We start from the raw sequence: 16,106 nt of genomic DNA, 5'->3' as shown, positions 1-16,106 counted from the left end.
ACGTGGGCTACGCGCGGGGCACGTGCACGCCGTACTGCGACACCTTGCGGTAGAGGGTTGCCCGGCTCATCCCCAGGTGGGCCGCAGCCTGTTGCATCGTCGTGCCGGGGCGGGACAGGGCGCGCACGATCTCGTCGCGCTCGAACCGCTCGATCCGCGACAACCGCCGGGCGGCGGCGGACAACACCGAGGGCGGCAGATGGCGTACGTCGATCACGTCGGCCCGCATCGCAGCGTGCCGGATCACCCGCACGAGTTCGGTGACGTTGCCCGGCCACGAGTGGTCGCTCAACGCGCGACGGGCGGCGGCAGTGATCTCGACCTCGCGCCCCCGAGCCCGCGCAGCCACGTGCAACGCGATCGGCACGACGTCCTCGGGACGCTCGCGCAGCGCCGGCAACTGCACCACGGTCTCGATCAGGGGCAACAGCGGTGCGGGCACGTCTTCGAGGCGTTCCGCGGTCAGCACGACCGGCACACCCTCACCGGCCGCCAGCAACTGGCCCAACCGGTCGGCCGCCCACAGCGGCAGCACGTCGACGTCGCCCACGATGACCGCGGTATCCGGTTTACCCACCTCCGGAGTCCACAGCATCAACCAGGGTTCGAGATCCTGCGGTGCGGGCGCGGAGGCGGACAGGATCCGGCTTCGCGGTCGCACCCGGCGCAGGGCCTGCGACAGCAGCGTCACCCGGCCCGCCCCGGCCTCGCCCACGGCAGCCACCACCCGGCCGGCCGCGAGCGCGGCACTGGCCTGATCCAGTGCCTGACCCCACCCGGTCGACAGGGCGAAGGTCGACCCGCTGCCCGGCTCCAGGTGCGGAGCCACGACGCGGAAGACCTCGCCGCGCGGCGCGGGTCGCGGCGTACGGCCCTGGGACCGGGTCAGCATCAGGGCAGTCGTGTTGCTGGCCGCGGACTGGGCGAGTGCGAGGAGCAGGTCATGGGAGGAGTCCGACCAGGTGGTCAGGTTGACCGCTCCCTGCAGCCGTCCTGAGGTCGGGTCGAGAACGGGTGCGGCGGCACAGGTGTATCCGGTCAGGCTCTGCGCGTAGTGCTCCTTGGCCCGCACGACCGTCGGCGACCGGTCGGCGAGCGCCAGACCCAGGCCGTTGGTGCCCGCCTCCCGCTCGGAGTACCCGAAGCCGGGCGCCAGGTGCACCGCATCCAGCGCGCGTAGCAACGAGTCATCGCCGCTGTGCCGGTTGAGCACCAGGCCGTCGGAGTCGGTGAGCATCAAGCTGATCGGTTCACCGGCCAGGGTCTGCTTCAGGTCACGCAGCACCTGATCGCCGCACTGGAAGAACAACGACTCGGTGTCGAGAGCACCGGTGAAGGCCGGCTGGACCTGGTCGAGGGACACGCCGTACTCCTGGCTGCGTTGCCACGACGCCAGGACCCGCGCCGACGCCGGGCGACCGCCGTGCACCCGCTCGGGCAGTCCGTCCATGCCTCACCTCCTGGTGTGACCCACGTTACAAAGCCAGCCCGGACGGCGCCCAGACGCGCCGTCTCAAAGTGAGACAGCGCGGGGGCAGCAGGTGGCGGGGGTGCCGCATAGGTTCTGCGATGTGACATCAGTCACAGCACCGATCAGGAGGCCCGCATGTACACCAAGGACGGCGAGAAGTACTTCATCGTCGACGCCCACATCGCCCTGTGGGACGCCCGCGAGAGCAACCAGCGCAATATCCACGGCAAGCAGTTCATCGACTGCTTCTACGACTACCACCGCAACCTCTCCCCGGAATCGGAGGTGTGGCCCTACGAGGACTACCTCTACCAGGGCGGCGAACGGCTGATGAAGGACCTGTTCACCGACGGCTATGTCGACCACGCCATCTTCCAGCCGGCCTACCTCGGTGAGTTCTACAAGACCGGCTTCGGCCAGACCGAAGAGGCCTTCGCCCTCACCCGGGCCAACCCGGACAAACTGACGTACAACCACAACTTCGACCCGCGCAACGGCGAGGCCGGCCTCGACCAATTACGGGCTGACGCAGAGCGATTCGGCCTCAAGGGCGTCAAGCTCTACACGGCCGAATGGCACGGGGAGAGCCGCGGCTGGAAGTTGGACGACCCGTGGGCCTACCGGTACTTCGAACTGTGCCGTGAGCTCGGCATCAAGAACATCCACATCCACAAGGGCCCGACGATCCGGCCCCTGGACCGCGACGCCTTCGACGTCGCCGATGTGGACCACGTGGCGACCGACTTCACCGACCTGAACTTCATCATCGAGCACGTCGGCCTTCCGCGGCTGGAGGACTTCTGCTGGATTGCCACCCAGGAGCCGAACGTGTGGGGCGGCCTGGCGGTCGCGATGCCCTTCATGCACACCCGGCCGCGCTACTTCGCGCAGATCCTGGGTGAGTTGCTCTACTGGATCGGCGAGGACCGCATCACCTTCTCCTCCGACTACGCCATCTGGACCCCGCGCTGGCTGATCGAGCAATTCGTCGACTTCCAGATCCCGCAGGACATGACCGAGTACGCACCGATCACGACGCAGCAGAAGAAGAAGATCCTCGGCCTGAACGCGGCCCGGCTCTACGACCTGGACGTGCCGACCGAGCTGCAGTTGCCGACGGCCGATGAGACCGCGACCGGTCCGCGGCAGCCGGAGGCGGCGGACCTGGTGGGCGCCAAGTGATGCTCACGCTGACTCGGCAGGAGGCGGTCACCGCCGCCCTGGCCGTGGTGACCGACCCCGAGTTGGACGAACCGATCACCGATCTGGGCTTCGTGCGCAGCGTCGCGATCGACGGATCGTCGGTGACCGTTCACCTACGGCTGCCGACCTCGTTCTGCTCGCCCAACTTCGCCTACCTGATGGCCTCCGACGCCAAGGACGCGCTGGTCGCGCTGGACTGGACGGACACGGTGGTCGTGGAGCTCGACGATCACCACGACTCCCCCATCATCAACGCCGGCTTGGCCGGTGACCTGGGTTACCGGGGCACCTTCCGCCACGAGGCGCTGGACAGCCTGGACGAGTTGCGGACGACGTTCCGCCGCAAGGCGCATACCGCCGCCATGGAGCGCGCGTTGACCGACCTCCTTCGGGCCGACCCGTCGCGCTCGGTCGAATCACTGGCCGGCGTGCGCCTGGCCGATCTGCCCGAGGGCGAGCATCGAGCGGCGCTGATGCGTCGGCGTACGGCGATCGGATTGCCCACGGCGCCCGAGGCTTTCGTCCTGGTCGATCACGACGGCGGGCGCCCGGACAATGTGCCCCTCGCCGTTGCCCGCGCGCGTTCCACCCGCATTTCCATCGACGGCAACGCGCATTTCTGCCGGGGCCTCCTACGCACCCGGTATCCGGGGGCAGAGCACGACCAAACCGTGCGGCACGACGGCCTCGAGCCGGCCGACGCCGCCTTCATTTCCCTCAGCACCCTCAAGGAGTCACTGTCATGAGCACGATGCGAGCCGTCCAGGTCGTCGGGTACCACCAGAACCTGCAGATGGAGCAGGTTCCGGTCCCCGAGCCCACCGGTCCGTGGGATGTCGTCGTCAAGATCGGCGGTGCCGGTGTCTGCCGGACCGACCTGCACATCCTCGAAGGCCAGTGGGCCGAGAAGTCGCAGGTCGAACTGCCCTACACGATCGGTCACGAGAACGCCGGCTGGGTGTCGGCGGTCGGGAGTGCGGTCACCAACGTGCAGGAAGGTGACACCGTCATCCTGCATCCGCTGATCACCTGCGGTCTGTGCCGCGCCTGCCGCAGCGGCGACGACGTGCACTGCGAGGCCAACTCCTTCCCCGGCATCAACACCAACGGCGGGTACGCCGAGTACCTCAAGACCTCGGCGCGCAGCGTGGTCAAGATCGACCCCTCGCTGCAGCCCGCAGACGTGGCGGCCCTGGCCGATGCCGGCCTCACTGCGTACCACGCGGCGGCCAAGGCCGCGCGGCGCCTCACCCCCGCGACAAGGTGGTCGTGATCGGGGCAGGCGGCCTGGGGCACATCGGGATTCAAGTCCTCAAGGCCCTCAGCCCGGCCGAGATCATCGTGGTCGACCGCAACGCCGACGCGGTCAAGTTGGCCCTGTCGATCGGCGCCGACCACGGGGTTGTCGCCGAGGGCGGCCAGGTTGATCAGGTCCTGGAGCTCACCGGCGGCAACGGCGCCGAGGTGGTCGTCGACTTCGTCGGTGAGAACGGCGCGACAGCGGAGGGGACGGCGATGTTGCGGCAGGCCGGTGACTATCACGTGGTCGGCTACGGGGAGAACATCGACGTCCCCACCATCGACATCATCTCGGCCGAGATCAACTACATCGGCAACCTGGTGGGGTCTTACAACGACCTGTGCGATCTGATGGAGTTGGCGCGGCGCGGGGCGGTGACCCTGCACACGCAGAAATACGCGCTCGACGACTTCCAGACCGCGATCGACGATCTGGACAATGGTCGGGTGCGCGGCCGCGCCATCCTTGTCCCCTGAGTTGCTAGGAGTCGCAATGATTTTCATCACAGCACGCTTCCGCGTCAAAGCTGAGGACGCGGACCGGTGGCCGGAGATCAGCCGGTCCTTCACCGAGGCCACCCGCGCCGAGCCGGGCAACCTGTGGTTCGACTGGGCGCGCAGCACCGAGGATCCCCAGGAGTACGTACTGCTGGAAGCGTTCAAGGACGACGGCGCGGAGGCGCACGTCGGCTCCGACCACTTCAAGCAGGCCCAGCGGGACCTGCCGCCGCACCTGGAGGAAACACCGCGAATCGTCAACTTCCAGGTCCCCGGTGAGCAGTGGTCCGAACTGGGTGAGATGGCGGTCGACTAACGCTTGCGGGCCTCGAGCTCGGCGGCGACGTCGGGCACGTGGTTGGACATTTCCCGCGGCGGTCGCTCGTACCCTCCGGACGGCGGCCGCTGCGGGATCGCCACCTCCTCGCGGTGGATCTCCTCATAGGGCACCTGGGACAGCAGGTGCGCGATCATGTTGATCCGGCCGCGGCGCTTGTCCTCGTTGTCGACCTCCCACCAGGGGGCCTCGGGAATGTCCGTGTGCACGAACATCGTGTCCTTGGCCCGGGAGTAGTCCTCCCATTTGGTGATCGACAGGACGTCGTTCGGACTCAGTTTCCAGCGCCGCATCGGATCCTCGGCGCGCGAGCGGAACCGGTTCTCCTGCTCCACGTCGGAGACGCTGAACCAGTACTTCAGCAAGAGAATCCCGTCCTCGACCAGCAGCCGCTCGAAGATCGGCACCTGCCGCAGGAAGCGGTGGTACTGCACGCTGGTGCAGTAGCCCATCACGTGCTCGACGCCGGCCCGGTTGTACCAGGACCGGTCCATCAGGACGATCTCGCCGGCCGCGGGCAGATGGCTGATGTAGCGCTGGAAGTACCATTCGGTCTGCTGCCGCTCGGTCGGGGCGGGCAGCGCGACGGTCCGGGTGACGCGGGGGTTGAGGTATTCCGCGACCCGCTTGATCGTCGAGCCCTTCCCCGCGGCGTCCCTGCCCTCGAAGATGATCACGATCCGCGCGCCGGTCTCCTGCACCCACGCCTGCATCGTGACCAGCTGCGCCTGCAGCTTCTTCAACTCCTTCTCGTAGAGCTGTTTGTCCATCCTGCTCATCTGCGGCTCCTCCGCCCGGGGATGATCACTGTAGTCAGCCGCCCCCTACAGGGGGAGCCATATGTCCGGACCGCTGGGTAGCGTCGCAGGATGACCTCCCCTGTGCTGGAGTCCGCGTCCGGTTTCATCGCCCGGTACGACGAGTTGCGGGCCTATACCGAATCACTGGCGAGCCCGTTGTCCCCCGAGGACCAGACCGTCCAGTCGATGGCGGACGTGTCCCCGACCAAGTGGCACCGGGCGCACGTCACGTGGTTCTTCGAGACCTTCCTGCTAGCCGAGCACGAGCAGCGGTTCGTGCCCTTCCAGGACAAGTACTGGTTCTTGTTCAACTCCTACTACGAGGCCGTCGGTCCGCGGTATTCGCGCCCGCTGCGCGGGGTGATCTCCCGGCCGGGCGCCCACGACGTCGGGCGCTACCGCGCCAACGTGGACGACCGAATGCGCGATCTGATCGCGGGGCTCGACGAGGGTGCGCTGTCCAAGATCGCACCGACCATCACGCTTGGCTTCCATCACGAGCAGCAGCACCAGGAGCTGCTGTTGATGGACATCAAGCACGTGTTGTCCCTGAATCCGCTCGAGCCGGTGTACGCCGGGCGCCCGCGAGCCGCCGGGTCGGCTCCTGGCCCGCTGGGTTGGGTCGACTTTGCCGGCGGCCTGGTGGAGATCGGTCACCCGGGTGGGGACGGGTTCTGCTTCGACAACGAGTTGCCGCAACACCAGGAGTACCTCGCGCCCTACCGTCTGGCCGACCGGTTGATCACCAACGGTGAGTGGCTGGAATTCATGGCCGACGGCGGCTACCGACGCGCCGAGTTCTGGCTATCGGACGGGTGGGGACGCGTGCAGTCCGAGGGATGGCAAGCGCCGTTCTACTGGCAGCAGGTGGACGGTGTGTGGCTTGAGCACACGCTGCACGGCACCTATCCGGTCGACCCGGCGCTGCCGGTCTGCCACGTCAGCCACTACGAGGCCGATGCGTACGCCGCGTGGGCCGGCAAGCGACTGCCCACCGAGGCCGAGTGGGAGCATGCCGCGCGGTTGCAGGACGAAACACCCTCTGACACCGATAACCTGGGCGACAAGTCGGCGTTCCATCCGCGCGCTGCGGGCGAGCCGGACGGGTCGTTGCGGCAACTATTCGGGGACTGCTGGGAGTGGACCCGCTCGTCCTACCTGCCCTACCCCGGTTTCCATGCCAGCGAGGGTGCGATCGGCGAATACAACGGCAAGTTCATGTCGGCACAGATGGTGCTGCGCGGCGGTTGCGCCTTCACTCCGCCAGGCCACGCGCGCGCGTCGTACCGCAACTTCTTCCCGCCGGGCGCACGCTGGGCGCTGTCGGGTGTCCGGCTGGCCGACGATAACGTCGCACCATGAGCCCGAAACTGGCTACCAACACTCACGTTTCACTGGATGAGCTGCTGGAGTTCGTCCGTCCCCGGCACCACCTCGTGCTCATCACCCAGCGCCAGGACGGATCACCCCAGGCCTCACCGGTGACCGGCGGGGTCGACGACTCGGGACGGATCGTGATTTCCAGTTACCCGGAGCGGGCGAAAACCAAGAACGCGCGACGTCGGCGGCAGGTCAGCGTGCTGGTGCTGTCCGACGAATGGGACGGCGCGTGGGTGCAGGTCGACGGTGACGTCGAAGTAATCGACGCGGTCGACGACGTCGAACCCTTCGTGGAGTACTTCCGCAACATCGCCGGCGAACACTCCGACTGGGACGAGTACCGCGCGGCGATGGTCCGGCAGAACAAGTCGCTGATCCGGGTCACGCCCCGACGCTGGGGCCCGGTGGCCACCGGCGGTTTCCCGCCCGAGCACGGCTAGGTCGCCCGGTCACGCCCGATGAGTCTCGACGTTTACCTCGCCAGTTTCGATCACGGGAGCAGTCCCGACATCGATTGGGATGCGGTGCGAGAGATCGTGACACCTTTCGTGTCCCTCGAATCGTCGGATGAATTCGCGACGCACCTGGTGACCGCCGACGGAGGAGCCCTCTGTTTCGGATTCGGCGAGGGCGGCCTCTTCAGCCTCAACCGGCCGGCCGGGTATGACATCTGGTACGTGATCTTCGACGTCGCGCGACGATGCCGGGCGCTGATCATGATGCCGGACTCACCATTCCTCGCCGCCGGTAGCGAGATCGTGCCTCATCTGCCGGACGGTTTCACCACGGAAGAAGAGGTGTTGGTGTTCGAGGACGCCGACGCTTTTGTCGGGTTCGTGATGGCGAACCACCGCCTAGCCGAGGATCGCGACAACCGACCACCTAGCGGAAGTCAACCTTGAACAAGCGGGCTGCATTGTCGCGCAGCACTTTTCGTTCCCAGGTGGCGCCGAGCCCCAGACCGAGGATCGCGTCGACCTGGGTCAGGAACGGATGCGGGATGTTCGGGAAGTCGCTGCCGAAGAGGATCCGGTCCCCGAGATCTCGCAGCCGCGGCTTCGACGCCGGCGGGAAGGGCATCAGCGTCTCCGTGAACGGGGTGAAAACCATCGTCGTGTCCAGATAGATGCTCGAGAAGTCATCGGCCAGATCCAGGAACGCGTCGTATTCGGGCATGCCCATGTGGGCAACGATCAACACCAGCCGCGGAAAGCGCTCGAGCAACTGCCGCACACCCCCAACCCCGGTGTGATCGCCGGGCACCGGACCATCGCCGGAATGGATGACGGCGGGAATCTGCTTGTCCTCCAACTGTGCCCACACCGGATCCAGCAACGGTTCGTTCGGGTCGTAGTTGCCGACCTGGACGTGCACTTTGAAGATGCGGGCACCGGCTTCGATGGCCTCAACCACGTAGGCCGGCGCCTCCGGCTCGGGATAGAAGGTGGCCGACTGGAGGCACTCGGGGACCTGCGTTGCGAACTGCGCGGACCAGTCGTTGAGCCACGCCGCCATACCGGGCTTGTGCGGGTAGTTCAATGAGGAGAAGCATGCGACCCCGAAGGACCGCAGTCGCGCCAGTCGATCGTCATCATCACCGCGGTAGGCGATCGGCCACGTGCGCCCCAGCAACGGTCCGGCTGCGTCGAAATAGGCGCGTACTTTGGCCAGCACCCGTTCGGGCATGAAGTGCGTGTGTACGTCGATCATCGAGTCCAGCCCGACGCTGCCCAGGCGCTCACGCACTTGGGCACCCTCATCCACCGGGAGCAGGACAGCGCTCATCGCCGAGCCTCGTAGCTGGCGACGACCACGCCAGTCGGGGTGCTCGACGCGTTGATCAAGCGGAAGGCCTGCGCATTCTCGGCCGGGCCGAACATCCGCTGCCCTGACCCCAGCACCACCGGGTGGACCATCAGCAGTAGCCGGTCGATCAGACCCGCCGGAAGCATCGTCCTGATCAACGCGCCGCTGCCCATGACCACCAGATTGCCAGCACGATCGCGCCGCAGGGCATCCAGCTGTCCCAGCACGTCGCCGGTCACCACGTGGGAGTTGGGCCACCGGGGCGCGTAGGACGGATCGGAGGTGACGACGTACTTGTCGGCATCGATCAGGCCACTGCGGAACGGGCCGCCGACCCGGTTCCAGTGGCTGAGCATGTCTTCGTAACTGAACCGGCCGAACAACCACGCGAACCGCTGGCCGAGGTGCTGGCTGATCACCTCGCCCATGCTGGGATCGTCGTCGACTTGCGCCCACCCGCCGTGTCGGAAACCGCCTCGCGGATCCTCATCAGGACGACCCGGCGACTGCAGGACCCCGTCCAGACTCAGGTGATTCACGACAATGATGCTCAAGGCGCCTCCTCGGGATGAGCGGAAACAATTGCCAAGCTATGGTCTGTTGGGTAAATGAGTTTCACCAGTCAAGGAGCGCTCGTGGACAACGCCCTCAATCTTGCGGTCATCGTGGTCTATCTGATCGTGATCGCGGTCATCGGGCTACGCCTGTCGGGGCGCCAGAAATCCGGTTCCGACTACTTCGTCGGCGAGCGCAGCATGCCGTGGTGGGCCGTGTGCTTCTCGGTGGTGGCGACTGAAACCAGCGTCCTGACGGTGATCAGCGTCCCGGGTGGAACTTACGCGGGAGCGGGGTTCGGCAACGTGGAGCTGGCGCTCGGGTACATGATCGGCCGGGTCATCGTCGCGACGTTGTTGATCCCGCTCTACCGCCAGGAGGGTTTCACCAGCGCCTACCAGTATCTCGGCCAGCGATTCGGCCGGTGGAGCCAGGGGCTGGCGTCGGTGACGTTCGTCGTCACCCGGCTGATGGCCGAAGGGGTGCGACTGTTCGCTTCGGCTATCCCGATCAAGTTGCTCCTCGATGAGTTCGGGACGAACGTGAACTACGGCGTGATCATCATCGTGCTGACCGTCATCACCGTGGCCTACACCTACCTGGGCGGGATCAAGGCGGTCATCTGGACCGACGCGATCCAGATGCTGCTCTACCTCGGCGGGGCCATCCTGGCGATCGTGGTGCTGGCCGGGCACGTCGGCTGGACCGGCGTCACGGATGCCTTCCACGCCGGCCAGTTCAAGATCTTCGACACCGACTTCGCGTTCTCGCACGTGCTCACCAGTCCGTTCGCGTTGCCCACGGCGATCATCGGCGGTGCGATCTTCGCGATGGCGTCCCACGGCTCGGACCAGCTGATCGTGCAGCGCATCCTGTCGACGAAGACGCTGCGGGACAGCCAGAAGGCGATGATCGGCTCCGGCGTCTTCATCATCATCCAGTTCGCGGCGTTCTCCCTGGTGGGGGCGCTGCTGTGGTCCTACTACGGCGGCCGCAGCCCCAAGGATCTGGGACTGGCCACCCCGGACGACCTCTACCCCAACTTCATCCTGCACGGATTGCCCGTCGTCATCTCCGGCCTCATGGTCGCCGGCATCCTGGGCGCAGCGATGGGCTCGCTGTCCTCGGCCCTGAACTCGATGGCCAACTCGACCGTCGCCGACATCGTGCACGCCTTCTCCAACAAGCAATTGCCGGACGACGTGGCACTCAAGGTCGGCCGGGTCATGACGATCGTCTGGGCGGTCCTGATGGCCGCGTTCGCCATGCACTTCTCGGGCACGACGGGCAACGTCTACCTCACCGGCCTGGCCATTGCGGGCTACACCTACGGCGCCATGCTGGGTGCCTTCCTGCTCGGCCGGCTCGTCCCGCGCGCCACCCAACGCGACGCGCTGGTGGCGTTCGTTGCGACGGTGATCGCAATGACTTACATCGTTCGCAACATCTCGATCGACGTGACCAAGGCCGGCGTCGCAACCACGGCGAGCATCGCGCCTCAGTGGCTCGTGCCGATCGGTGTGGTCATCACACTGGTCGTCGGCGGGGTGATGAGCCTCTTCCACGCTGCACCGTCGCACAACGACAAGAACGCGCCCAGTTCCATGAACGAATCAACGGTCGCTGGCAGGTAGGCGGTCAGCGCATCGGACCGAATAATGACCGCACTCCACATCGCTCGCGAGATCGCCACGTTGATCCGGTTGCGCATCAGCAGGAATCCCATCCCCCGAGGCACATCGCCCCGCGACGAAGCGGTCATCGACATGATGACCACGGGCGCCTGTCGTCCTTGGAACTTGTCGACCGTGCCGACACTGACCGCCGACAGTCCCGCAGCCGCAAGCCGCTCCTTGATCAATCCCACCTGCGCGTTGTACGGCGCGACGACCAGGACGTCGGTTTCCTCCAGTGGCCGCGGGGCCCGGTTGAGGCGCCCGCGCCAGGGCGTTCCCAACAACCGCACCACGTGGGCGACCACTTCGTCGGCTTCCTGCGGGCTCTGCACACTGTTGCCGACGTGCGGCACGGTGACCACGCCCAATCCCGGCGCGACCCCGGTGAGCTCGCGATCCGCCGCGACGCCCGCCGCCTGCAACCGTCCGCTGTAGGACAGCTGCGAAACGCGCGCGCACAAAGCCGGGTGCATCCGGAACGACGTGGCCAGGAAGTACCCCCGCTCCGCACCGATCGTGGCGGCCCCCTCCATCAGCCAGGCGAGAGCGGACTCATCGACGGCCTCGGGGTGACTGGCCTGGCTCACCTGCGGCAGCTGCTGCGGATCTCCCACGAGCAGGAGCCGTCGTGCCGCGACCCCGGCGCCGACGGTCGCCGCCAGCGAGAACTGTCCCGCCTCCTCGACGACCAACAGATCCAACCGACCGGGCGGCACGTCCTGACTGCAGAACTTCCACGTCGTTCCCCCGTACACCAAGCCGCCCTCGCGTCCCAGGAAGGCAGCGCGGTCTTTCGGCTTCGTCACGTCGGTCCAGGGCGGGGGTCGCTGCGGTTGTCCATCTTGCCGACCGCCTCGGCGTCGAGTCCGGCGGCCAGCAGAGCCGCCAGCAGATGCTCGACGACGGCATGCGACTGAGCCACCACGCCTATCCGCCAATGGTGCTGCTCGACAAGGGTTTTGATGACTGCGCAGGCTGTGTGGGTCTTGCCGGTCCCGGGCGGCCCCTGCACCGCGACGTAGGAGTCCTGCATGAGGGTGAGTGCCGCGACGATGTCCGTGATGTCCTCGCCGGTGTGCGGCAACGGCTTGTCGCCCACCAGGCGGGATGGCCGGCGGGTCAACAGATCGATGACGGCGTTCTCGGGCAGCGCACCGCCCAGCGACTGCTGTGCAACCACGGCGATGCGGTCGGCGATGACCTTCGACCGGGGCGGGGACGGCGGCAGCAGCGCAACCGGCCGCTCGGAGAAGATCAGGGCACTGGGGCGGCTCTCGGTCACCAGCACCACGTCGGGGTCATCGGTGAACTCGAGCGTTGCCTCACCCGAGCGCAGGAGTGTCCCCGATCTGGCGGGGAACTGCGCCTTGGGCGGTCCGGGCGCGGCGTACGCAATCGAGACGCCGGAGCCGGGAGTACTGCCCGGACCCCACCGGCCCGTCAGGCGAAGCACCCGCCGGAAGGCCGCGTTGGCCCGGGTCGACGACGGTGTCCAGTCCTGCTGCACTTCAGCATCGTCGACGACGAAGACGTCGCGCTGGCTTTCGAGCTCTTCGCGCGGTTGCCCGAGCAGGTCGATGTGGTGCCACCACGCGACCTTCTCCTCGCGGCGGTAGTAGGTCAGCGCGGCCGCGAGCAACGCACGCGCCTGCTCGTGTGCAGTTCGTTGCGCCGGATCCATCGGCCCGGAGCCGGCAATGAGCTCCTCAACCAGTCGGGCTCTGGCTTCCTGGTCCGGTGTGAGCCCGGGATCGGACACCGCGCCGTCCGCGGGAACCACCGCGCCGTAACCGGCCCCGGCCTCGACCGCCCGCGCCAGCAGCCAGTCGCGCAACCGCAACGTCGACAGACAGTCATAGCCGTTGTAGTCCGCCAGGTCGGCCCGAATACCCTCGGCCGCAGAGCTATTGCCCTCGTGGGTGAGCTGCAGGAACTCGTGGAACGCCACGATCGAGGCGTCCCCCGCGGTGACGCCATCGGGATCGCGAAGCTGGTCACCCATGTAGAGCGGCTCGAGCTTTTTGATGCTGTAGGAGCCCTTTCCGATCCGGATCGCAGCCCGCACGGTGGCGTACAGGTCGACGAAGACCCCCGCCCGCAGCAGGTCATCGAGTGCATCTTCGTGTGTCTGGTAGCGGATGGCGAGCCGTTTGAGGGCGGAGGTCTCGTACGGCGCGTAGTGGTAGACGTGCATGTCCGGAAACTGCTCGCGACGGGCGGTGAGGGTCTCGATGAAACGGATGAACACCCGGCGTTCCTCGCCCCGGTCCAGCGCCCACCACGGATCGAACATTTCCTGCGCGTCGAGGATCCCCCACAAGTACTCCAGACCGACCACCGAGGGGTCACCCTCGTCATAGAGCGGATCCCCCTCGAAATCGAAGAACCAATCGCCCGGCGACGGGTCCGGCAGCATCGCCAGAGCCGGCTGAGCCCCCGGCTTGAACTCGTAGAGCATCGGCGCCTCGGCGGGCAGATCCCGTTGCCGCACCTGCAGATCCGCCTGCGCTCGGAGGCGCTCGAAGACGTCGCCGCTGACCCCTCCGGTGCTGTCTGCAGCGCAGCCAGTTGGGGCATCGTGGTCACACCCGCCGAACGTAACGCCGTCCGCTGCCCGGCGTAGACCCCTGCCACCGCCCAGAGATCGTCATGTGCCTGTATGGCTGCGGTGCAATCGGCACAACGGCCGCACGCGACGAGGTCGGAACGGCCCCACCGGACCGGGCCGCTCGCCGTACGGTGATGAATCAGGAGCTGCCGCAGGCGGTCCCGGCGCTCCTTGAAGACCGGTAGTACCTCACTGATCGGGAACTCCTCGCGCGACCGGTCACCGAGCAACAGACCCACTCGCGGGGCCACCGGCGCGTCCATGGCCAGCAACTGATCGACGTAAGCACCCAACTGCAGCAGTGCGCGCGGCCTGGCTTCGCGAGCGAGTTTGGCGTCCCACACCTGCCAGCCGTCGTCCCCGCGCACGACGAAGTCGGCGTATCCGAAGAACTCCCCGTCGTAGAAGGCCGGTTGGTAGAGCACCGCGTCCCCGGCCAAGGCGCGCCGGGTGTGGTCGGCGGCCGCACGCAATGACACGTCGGTGTACGGCGGCCGCACCCGGGCCATCGACCGCACCTCACGCCGGGCGCGAAGCCGCTCCAACGCCTCCTGCTCGTGGCGGTCGCCGAGACGTGCGATGTGGGCCAGCAATGGATCCTCGGCGGCGTCGTTGGCCGGGACCCGGCCCAGCAGCACATCGAGACGGCACAACAACTGGTATTCGCAGTCGGCCGCGACCGAAAGATCGGAGGCGCTCCAGCGCAACGCCCGTCCGGCAGGCTCCCCCGTGACCAGCAACATGCCCCCACCGTGCCACGAACCACCGACAGCGGCGACCGGTCAGTCGGGCGGGGTGCCGATCGCGCGCAGCTGCTGCTGTGAGTTGATCTGCCGATAGCAGTATCCGTTCCGGTGACAGGCCGAACCGCGCAGGCTGGTCACATGAGCGATGAGAACAAACCCCGACTCTTCAACGAACGGATGCGGACCGAGCTCTTCGCCCAGCGGGTCGTCATCCTCGACGGCCCGTTGGACGACGACAACGGCGCGGTACTCGCGACCCAACTGCTCAGCCTCGCGAGCACCGACCCTGTCCGCGACGTCGCATTCTGGATCCACTCGCCGGGCGGTTCCGTGCCGTCGATGCTGGCGATCCGCGACGTGATGCACCTGATCCCCTGTGACGTGGCGACGGTTGCGCTCGGAATCGCCTGCAGCGCAGGCCAGTTCCTGTTGTCAGCCGGAACCAAGGGTAAGCGGCGGGCCATGCCGCACGCCCGGATCCTGATGCACCAGGGGTCGGCGGGTATCGGCGGCAGCGCGGCGGACATCGAGCTGCAGGCCGACGACCTGCGATACACCCGGGATACCGTGCTCGGTCTCATCGCGCAGGACACCGGCCAGCCGGTCGAGCGGATCTTCGAGGACTCGCTACACGACCGGTGGTACACCGCTGCCCAGGCTAGGGACTACGGCTTCATCGACGAGATCGTCGACGATTTCGAACACGTGGTGCCCCGGGCCCAGCGCATCATGGGTCTGACACCGCCGGTCCGGGACGACGTCCGATGAGCGGCAACTACCTCATCCCGAACGTCGTGGCCCGCAGCCCGCGCGGTGATCGCGTCATGGACGTCTACTCCCATCTGCTGGCCGAACGCATCGTCTACGTCGGAACGGCGATCGACGCCGGTGTCGCCAACGCCTTGGTCGCGCAACTGCTGCACCTGGAAGCGGATGGTCCGCAACTCGACGTGCAGATGTACGTCAACTGCGAGGGCGGCGATCCGAGCGCGATGCTGGCCGTCTACGACACCATGCAGTACATCCAGCCGGACGTGGCGACCACCTGCGTCGGCCAAGCGGTGTCCGTGGGAGCGGTGCTGCTGGCGGCGGGTGCGAGTGGGAAACGGGCTGCCCTGCCGCACACCCGGGTCGTCCTGCACCAGCCGGCCGCGCAGGGTCGCGGCGCCATTCCCGACCTGATCCTGCAAGCCGACGAGGTGGTCCGGGTGCGCAGTGAACTCGAGGACGTCCTGGCTCGGCACACCGGCCAGTCCCCGAAGACCCTGCGCGCGGACACCGACCACGACCGGGTCTTCGATGCCGGTCAGGCCCGCGACTACGGCCTGATCGATGCCGTCCTGGACAGCCGGCGGCCCGAGGAACGGGCGCTCACGCAGCCAGTAGGAGTGCGTTGAGCGACGGCGGCGCCGGGCGCCCCGCCCGGGTGACCTCCGCGGTCAGGTCGACCAGCGTCGTACCCAAGGCGCCGGCGAGCGCCGCGACCATCTCGCTGCTGGGGTCCTTGCGGCCCCGCTCGATCTCCGAGAGGTATTGCGGTGAGACTCCGGCGCGACGGGACGTCTCGTGCAGCGTCTCGCCGCGATCGTGACGTCGGCGGCGTAGGACATCGCCCAGCAGTTCGCGCCACAGCGGCTCGGCGGGATGCGGAGGCATGCGGATCAGGTCGGCCATGCTCGATGCTAAGCAGCGACGCGGCCCGTCCGGCAGGTCGTTCTGCCCACAGC

18 protein-coding genes and 1 pseudogene are annotated in these 16,106 nt (G+C 67.2%); 12 read left to right on the top strand and 7 right to left on the bottom strand.

Annotation, left to right across the window (positions count from 1 at the left end; all coding sequences use genetic code 11):
• Positions 1–7 precede the first annotated feature (7 nt).
• Positions 8–1,450, bottom strand: coding sequence for an AAA-type ATPase lid domain-containing protein (locus tag ACFQBT_RS04340; RefSeq protein ID WP_377820663.1), 1,443 nt, complete (start codon positions 1,448–1,450; stop codon positions 8–10).
• 156 nt (positions 1,451–1,606) lie between these two features.
• Between ACFQBT_RS04340 and ACFQBT_RS04335 the strand changes: the two genes are divergently transcribed.
• Genes ACFQBT_RS04335 through ACFQBT_RS04315 form a run of 5 tightly spaced genes read left to right on the top strand, consistent with a single transcriptional unit; the run spans position 1,607 to position 4,787 of the window.
• Entirely contained in the window at positions 1,607–2,653 is a 1,047-nt protein-coding gene (locus tag ACFQBT_RS04335) for an amidohydrolase family protein (protein ID WP_377820661.1), read from the top strand.
• Complete coding sequence (locus tag ACFQBT_RS04330) at positions 2,653–3,420, top strand: iron-sulfur cluster assembly protein (RefSeq protein ID WP_377820660.1); 768 nt, start codon at positions 2,653–2,655, stop codon at positions 3,418–3,420. Before ACFQBT_RS04335 ends, ACFQBT_RS04330 begins: the two co-directional genes overlap by 1 nt.
• Entirely contained in the window at positions 3,417–3,947 is a 531-nt protein-coding gene (locus ACFQBT_RS04325; protein WP_377820659.1) for an alcohol dehydrogenase catalytic domain-containing protein, read from the top strand. The genes ACFQBT_RS04330 and ACFQBT_RS04325 overlap by 4 nt, the downstream gene beginning before the upstream one ends.
• Complete coding sequence (locus tag ACFQBT_RS04320) at positions 3,944–4,450, top strand: zinc-binding dehydrogenase (RefSeq protein WP_377820657.1); 507 nt, start codon at positions 3,944–3,946, stop codon at positions 4,448–4,450. Before ACFQBT_RS04325 ends, ACFQBT_RS04320 begins: the two co-directional genes overlap by 4 nt.
• Positions 4,451–4,466: 16 nt before the next feature.
• Positions 4,467–4,787, top strand: coding sequence for a putative quinol monooxygenase (locus ACFQBT_RS04315; protein ID WP_377820656.1), 321 nt, complete (start codon positions 4,467–4,469; stop codon positions 4,785–4,787).
• Here the strand turns inward: ACFQBT_RS04315 and ppk2 are convergent.
• Positions 4,784–5,578, bottom strand: a complete 795-nt coding sequence (gene ppk2 / locus ACFQBT_RS04310) for a polyphosphate kinase 2 (protein WP_377825349.1) — start codon at positions 5,576–5,578, stop codon at positions 4,784–4,786. The genes ACFQBT_RS04315 and ppk2 overlap by 4 nt on opposite strands.
• Before the next feature lie 99 nt (positions 5,579–5,677).
• Between ppk2 and egtB the strand changes: the two genes are divergently transcribed.
• Genes egtB through ACFQBT_RS04295 form a run of 3 tightly spaced genes read left to right on the top strand, consistent with a single transcriptional unit; the run spans position 5,678 to position 7,890 of the window.
• Positions 5,678–6,970 carry an ergothioneine biosynthesis protein EgtB gene (gene egtB / locus ACFQBT_RS04305; protein WP_377820655.1) on the top strand — a complete coding sequence of 431 codons (1,293 nt, stop codon included), beginning with the start codon at positions 5,678–5,680 and terminating at the stop codon, positions 6,968–6,970.
• Positions 6,967–7,428 (top strand): PPOX class F420-dependent oxidoreductase, encoded by a 462-nt coding sequence (locus ACFQBT_RS04300; RefSeq protein WP_377820653.1) that lies wholly within the window; start codon positions 6,967–6,969, stop codon positions 7,426–7,428. The genes egtB and ACFQBT_RS04300 overlap by 4 nt, the downstream gene beginning before the upstream one ends.
• 18 nt (positions 7,429–7,446) lie before the next feature.
• Positions 7,447–7,890, top strand: coding sequence for a hypothetical protein (locus ACFQBT_RS04295; protein WP_377820652.1), 444 nt, complete (start codon positions 7,447–7,449; stop codon positions 7,888–7,890).
• Here the strand turns inward: ACFQBT_RS04295 and ACFQBT_RS04290 are convergent.
• Complete coding sequence (locus tag ACFQBT_RS04290; protein ID WP_377820651.1) at positions 7,871–8,773, bottom strand: amidohydrolase family protein; 903 nt, start codon at positions 8,771–8,773, stop codon at positions 7,871–7,873. The genes ACFQBT_RS04295 and ACFQBT_RS04290 overlap by 20 nt on opposite strands.
• Positions 8,770–9,348, bottom strand: coding sequence for a dihydrofolate reductase family protein (locus ACFQBT_RS04285; RefSeq protein ID WP_377820649.1), 579 nt, complete (start codon positions 9,346–9,348; stop codon positions 8,770–8,772). The genes ACFQBT_RS04290 and ACFQBT_RS04285 overlap by 4 nt, the downstream gene beginning before the upstream one ends.
• 54 nt (positions 9,349–9,402) lie before the next feature.
• Between ACFQBT_RS04285 and ACFQBT_RS04280 the strand changes: the two are divergent.
• Positions 9,403–10,749, top strand: a pseudogene (locus tag ACFQBT_RS04280) (sodium:solute symporter); the annotation flags it as partial.
• Positions 10,750–10,847: 98 nt separating this feature from the next.
• Here ACFQBT_RS04280 and ACFQBT_RS04275 read toward each other — a convergent pair.
• Positions 10,848–11,831, bottom strand: a complete 984-nt coding sequence (locus tag ACFQBT_RS04275) for a DEAD/DEAH box helicase (protein ID WP_377820648.1) — start codon at positions 11,829–11,831, stop codon at positions 10,848–10,850.
• Positions 11,828–13,516 (bottom strand): TM0106 family RecB-like putative nuclease, encoded by a 1,689-nt coding sequence (locus ACFQBT_RS04270; protein ID WP_377820646.1) that lies wholly within the window; start codon positions 13,514–13,516, stop codon positions 11,828–11,830. The genes ACFQBT_RS04275 and ACFQBT_RS04270 overlap by 4 nt, the downstream gene beginning before the upstream one ends.
• Here ACFQBT_RS04270 and ACFQBT_RS04265 point away from each other — a divergent pair.
• The 3 genes from ACFQBT_RS04265 (at position 13,508) to ACFQBT_RS04255 (ending at position 15,776) form a co-directional block, all read left to right on the top strand.
• On the top strand, positions 13,508–13,648 hold the full coding sequence (locus ACFQBT_RS04265) for a hypothetical protein (RefSeq protein ID WP_377820644.1): 141 nt from the start codon (positions 13,508–13,510) through the stop codon (positions 13,646–13,648). The two genes, ACFQBT_RS04270 and ACFQBT_RS04265, sit on opposite strands and share 9 nt — an antisense overlap.
• Positions 13,649–14,517: 869 nt before the next feature.
• Positions 14,518–15,147: a ClpP family protease gene (locus tag ACFQBT_RS04260; protein ID WP_377820642.1), complete on the top strand. Its 630-nt coding sequence runs from the start codon at positions 14,518–14,520 to the stop codon at positions 15,145–15,147.
• Positions 15,144–15,776: a ClpP family protease gene (locus ACFQBT_RS04255; RefSeq protein WP_377820640.1), complete on the top strand. Its 633-nt coding sequence runs from the start codon at positions 15,144–15,146 to the stop codon at positions 15,774–15,776. The genes ACFQBT_RS04260 and ACFQBT_RS04255 overlap by 4 nt, the downstream gene beginning before the upstream one ends.
• Here ACFQBT_RS04255 and ACFQBT_RS04250 read toward each other — a convergent pair.
• Entirely contained in the window at positions 15,751–16,053 is a 303-nt protein-coding gene (locus tag ACFQBT_RS04250; RefSeq protein ID WP_377820638.1) for a helix-turn-helix domain-containing protein, read from the bottom strand. The genes ACFQBT_RS04255 and ACFQBT_RS04250 overlap by 26 nt on opposite strands.
• Between the last annotated feature and the right edge of the window lie 53 nt (positions 16,054–16,106).

It is taken from the genome of Branchiibius cervicis, from assembly GCF_042661605.1.
GTDB lineage: Bacteria > Actinomycetota > Actinomycetes > Actinomycetales > Dermatophilaceae > Branchiibius > Branchiibius cervicis.
This window is presented reverse-complemented; position numbering and strand designations above follow the sequence as displayed.

Bases quoted from the DNA above. Each gene is read 5' to 3' on its own strand.
- ACFQBT_RS04340 (WP_377820663.1), bottom strand. From the start codon at position 1,450: ATGGACGGACTGCCCGAGCGGGTGCACGGCGGTCGCCCGGCGTCGGCG.
- ACFQBT_RS04335 (WP_377820661.1), top strand. From the start codon at position 1,607: ATGTACACCAAGGACGGCGAGAAGTACTTCATCGTCGACGCCCACATC.
- ACFQBT_RS04330 (WP_377820660.1), top strand. From the start codon at position 2,653: ATGCTCACGCTGACTCGGCAGGAGGCGGTCACCGCCGCCCTGGCCGTG.
- ACFQBT_RS04325 (WP_377820659.1), top strand. From the start codon at position 3,417: ATGAGCACGATGCGAGCCGTCCAGGTCGTCGGGTACCACCAGAACCTG.
- ACFQBT_RS04315 (WP_377820656.1), top strand. From the start codon at position 4,467: ATGATTTTCATCACAGCACGCTTCCGCGTCAAAGCTGAGGACGCGGAC.
- ppk2 (WP_377825349.1), bottom strand. From the start codon at position 5,578: ATGGACAAACAGCTCTACGAGAAGGAGTTGAAGAAGCTGCAGGCGCAG.
- egtB (WP_377820655.1), top strand. From the start codon at position 5,678: ATGACCTCCCCTGTGCTGGAGTCCGCGTCCGGTTTCATCGCCCGGTAC.
- ACFQBT_RS04300 (WP_377820653.1), top strand. From the start codon at position 6,967: ATGAGCCCGAAACTGGCTACCAACACTCACGTTTCACTGGATGAGCTG.
- ACFQBT_RS04295 (WP_377820652.1), top strand. From the start codon at position 7,447: ATGAGTCTCGACGTTTACCTCGCCAGTTTCGATCACGGGAGCAGTCCC.
- ACFQBT_RS04290 (WP_377820651.1), bottom strand. From the start codon at position 8,773: ATGAGCGCTGTCCTGCTCCCGGTGGATGAGGGTGCCCAAGTGCGTGAG.
- ACFQBT_RS04260 (WP_377820642.1), top strand. From the start codon at position 14,518: ATGAGCGATGAGAACAAACCCCGACTCTTCAACGAACGGATGCGGACC.
- ACFQBT_RS04255 (WP_377820640.1), top strand. From the start codon at position 15,144: ATGAGCGGCAACTACCTCATCCCGAACGTCGTGGCCCGCAGCCCGCGC.
- ACFQBT_RS04250 (WP_377820638.1), bottom strand. From the start codon at position 16,053: ATGGCCGACCTGATCCGCATGCCTCCGCATCCCGCCGAGCCGCTGTGG.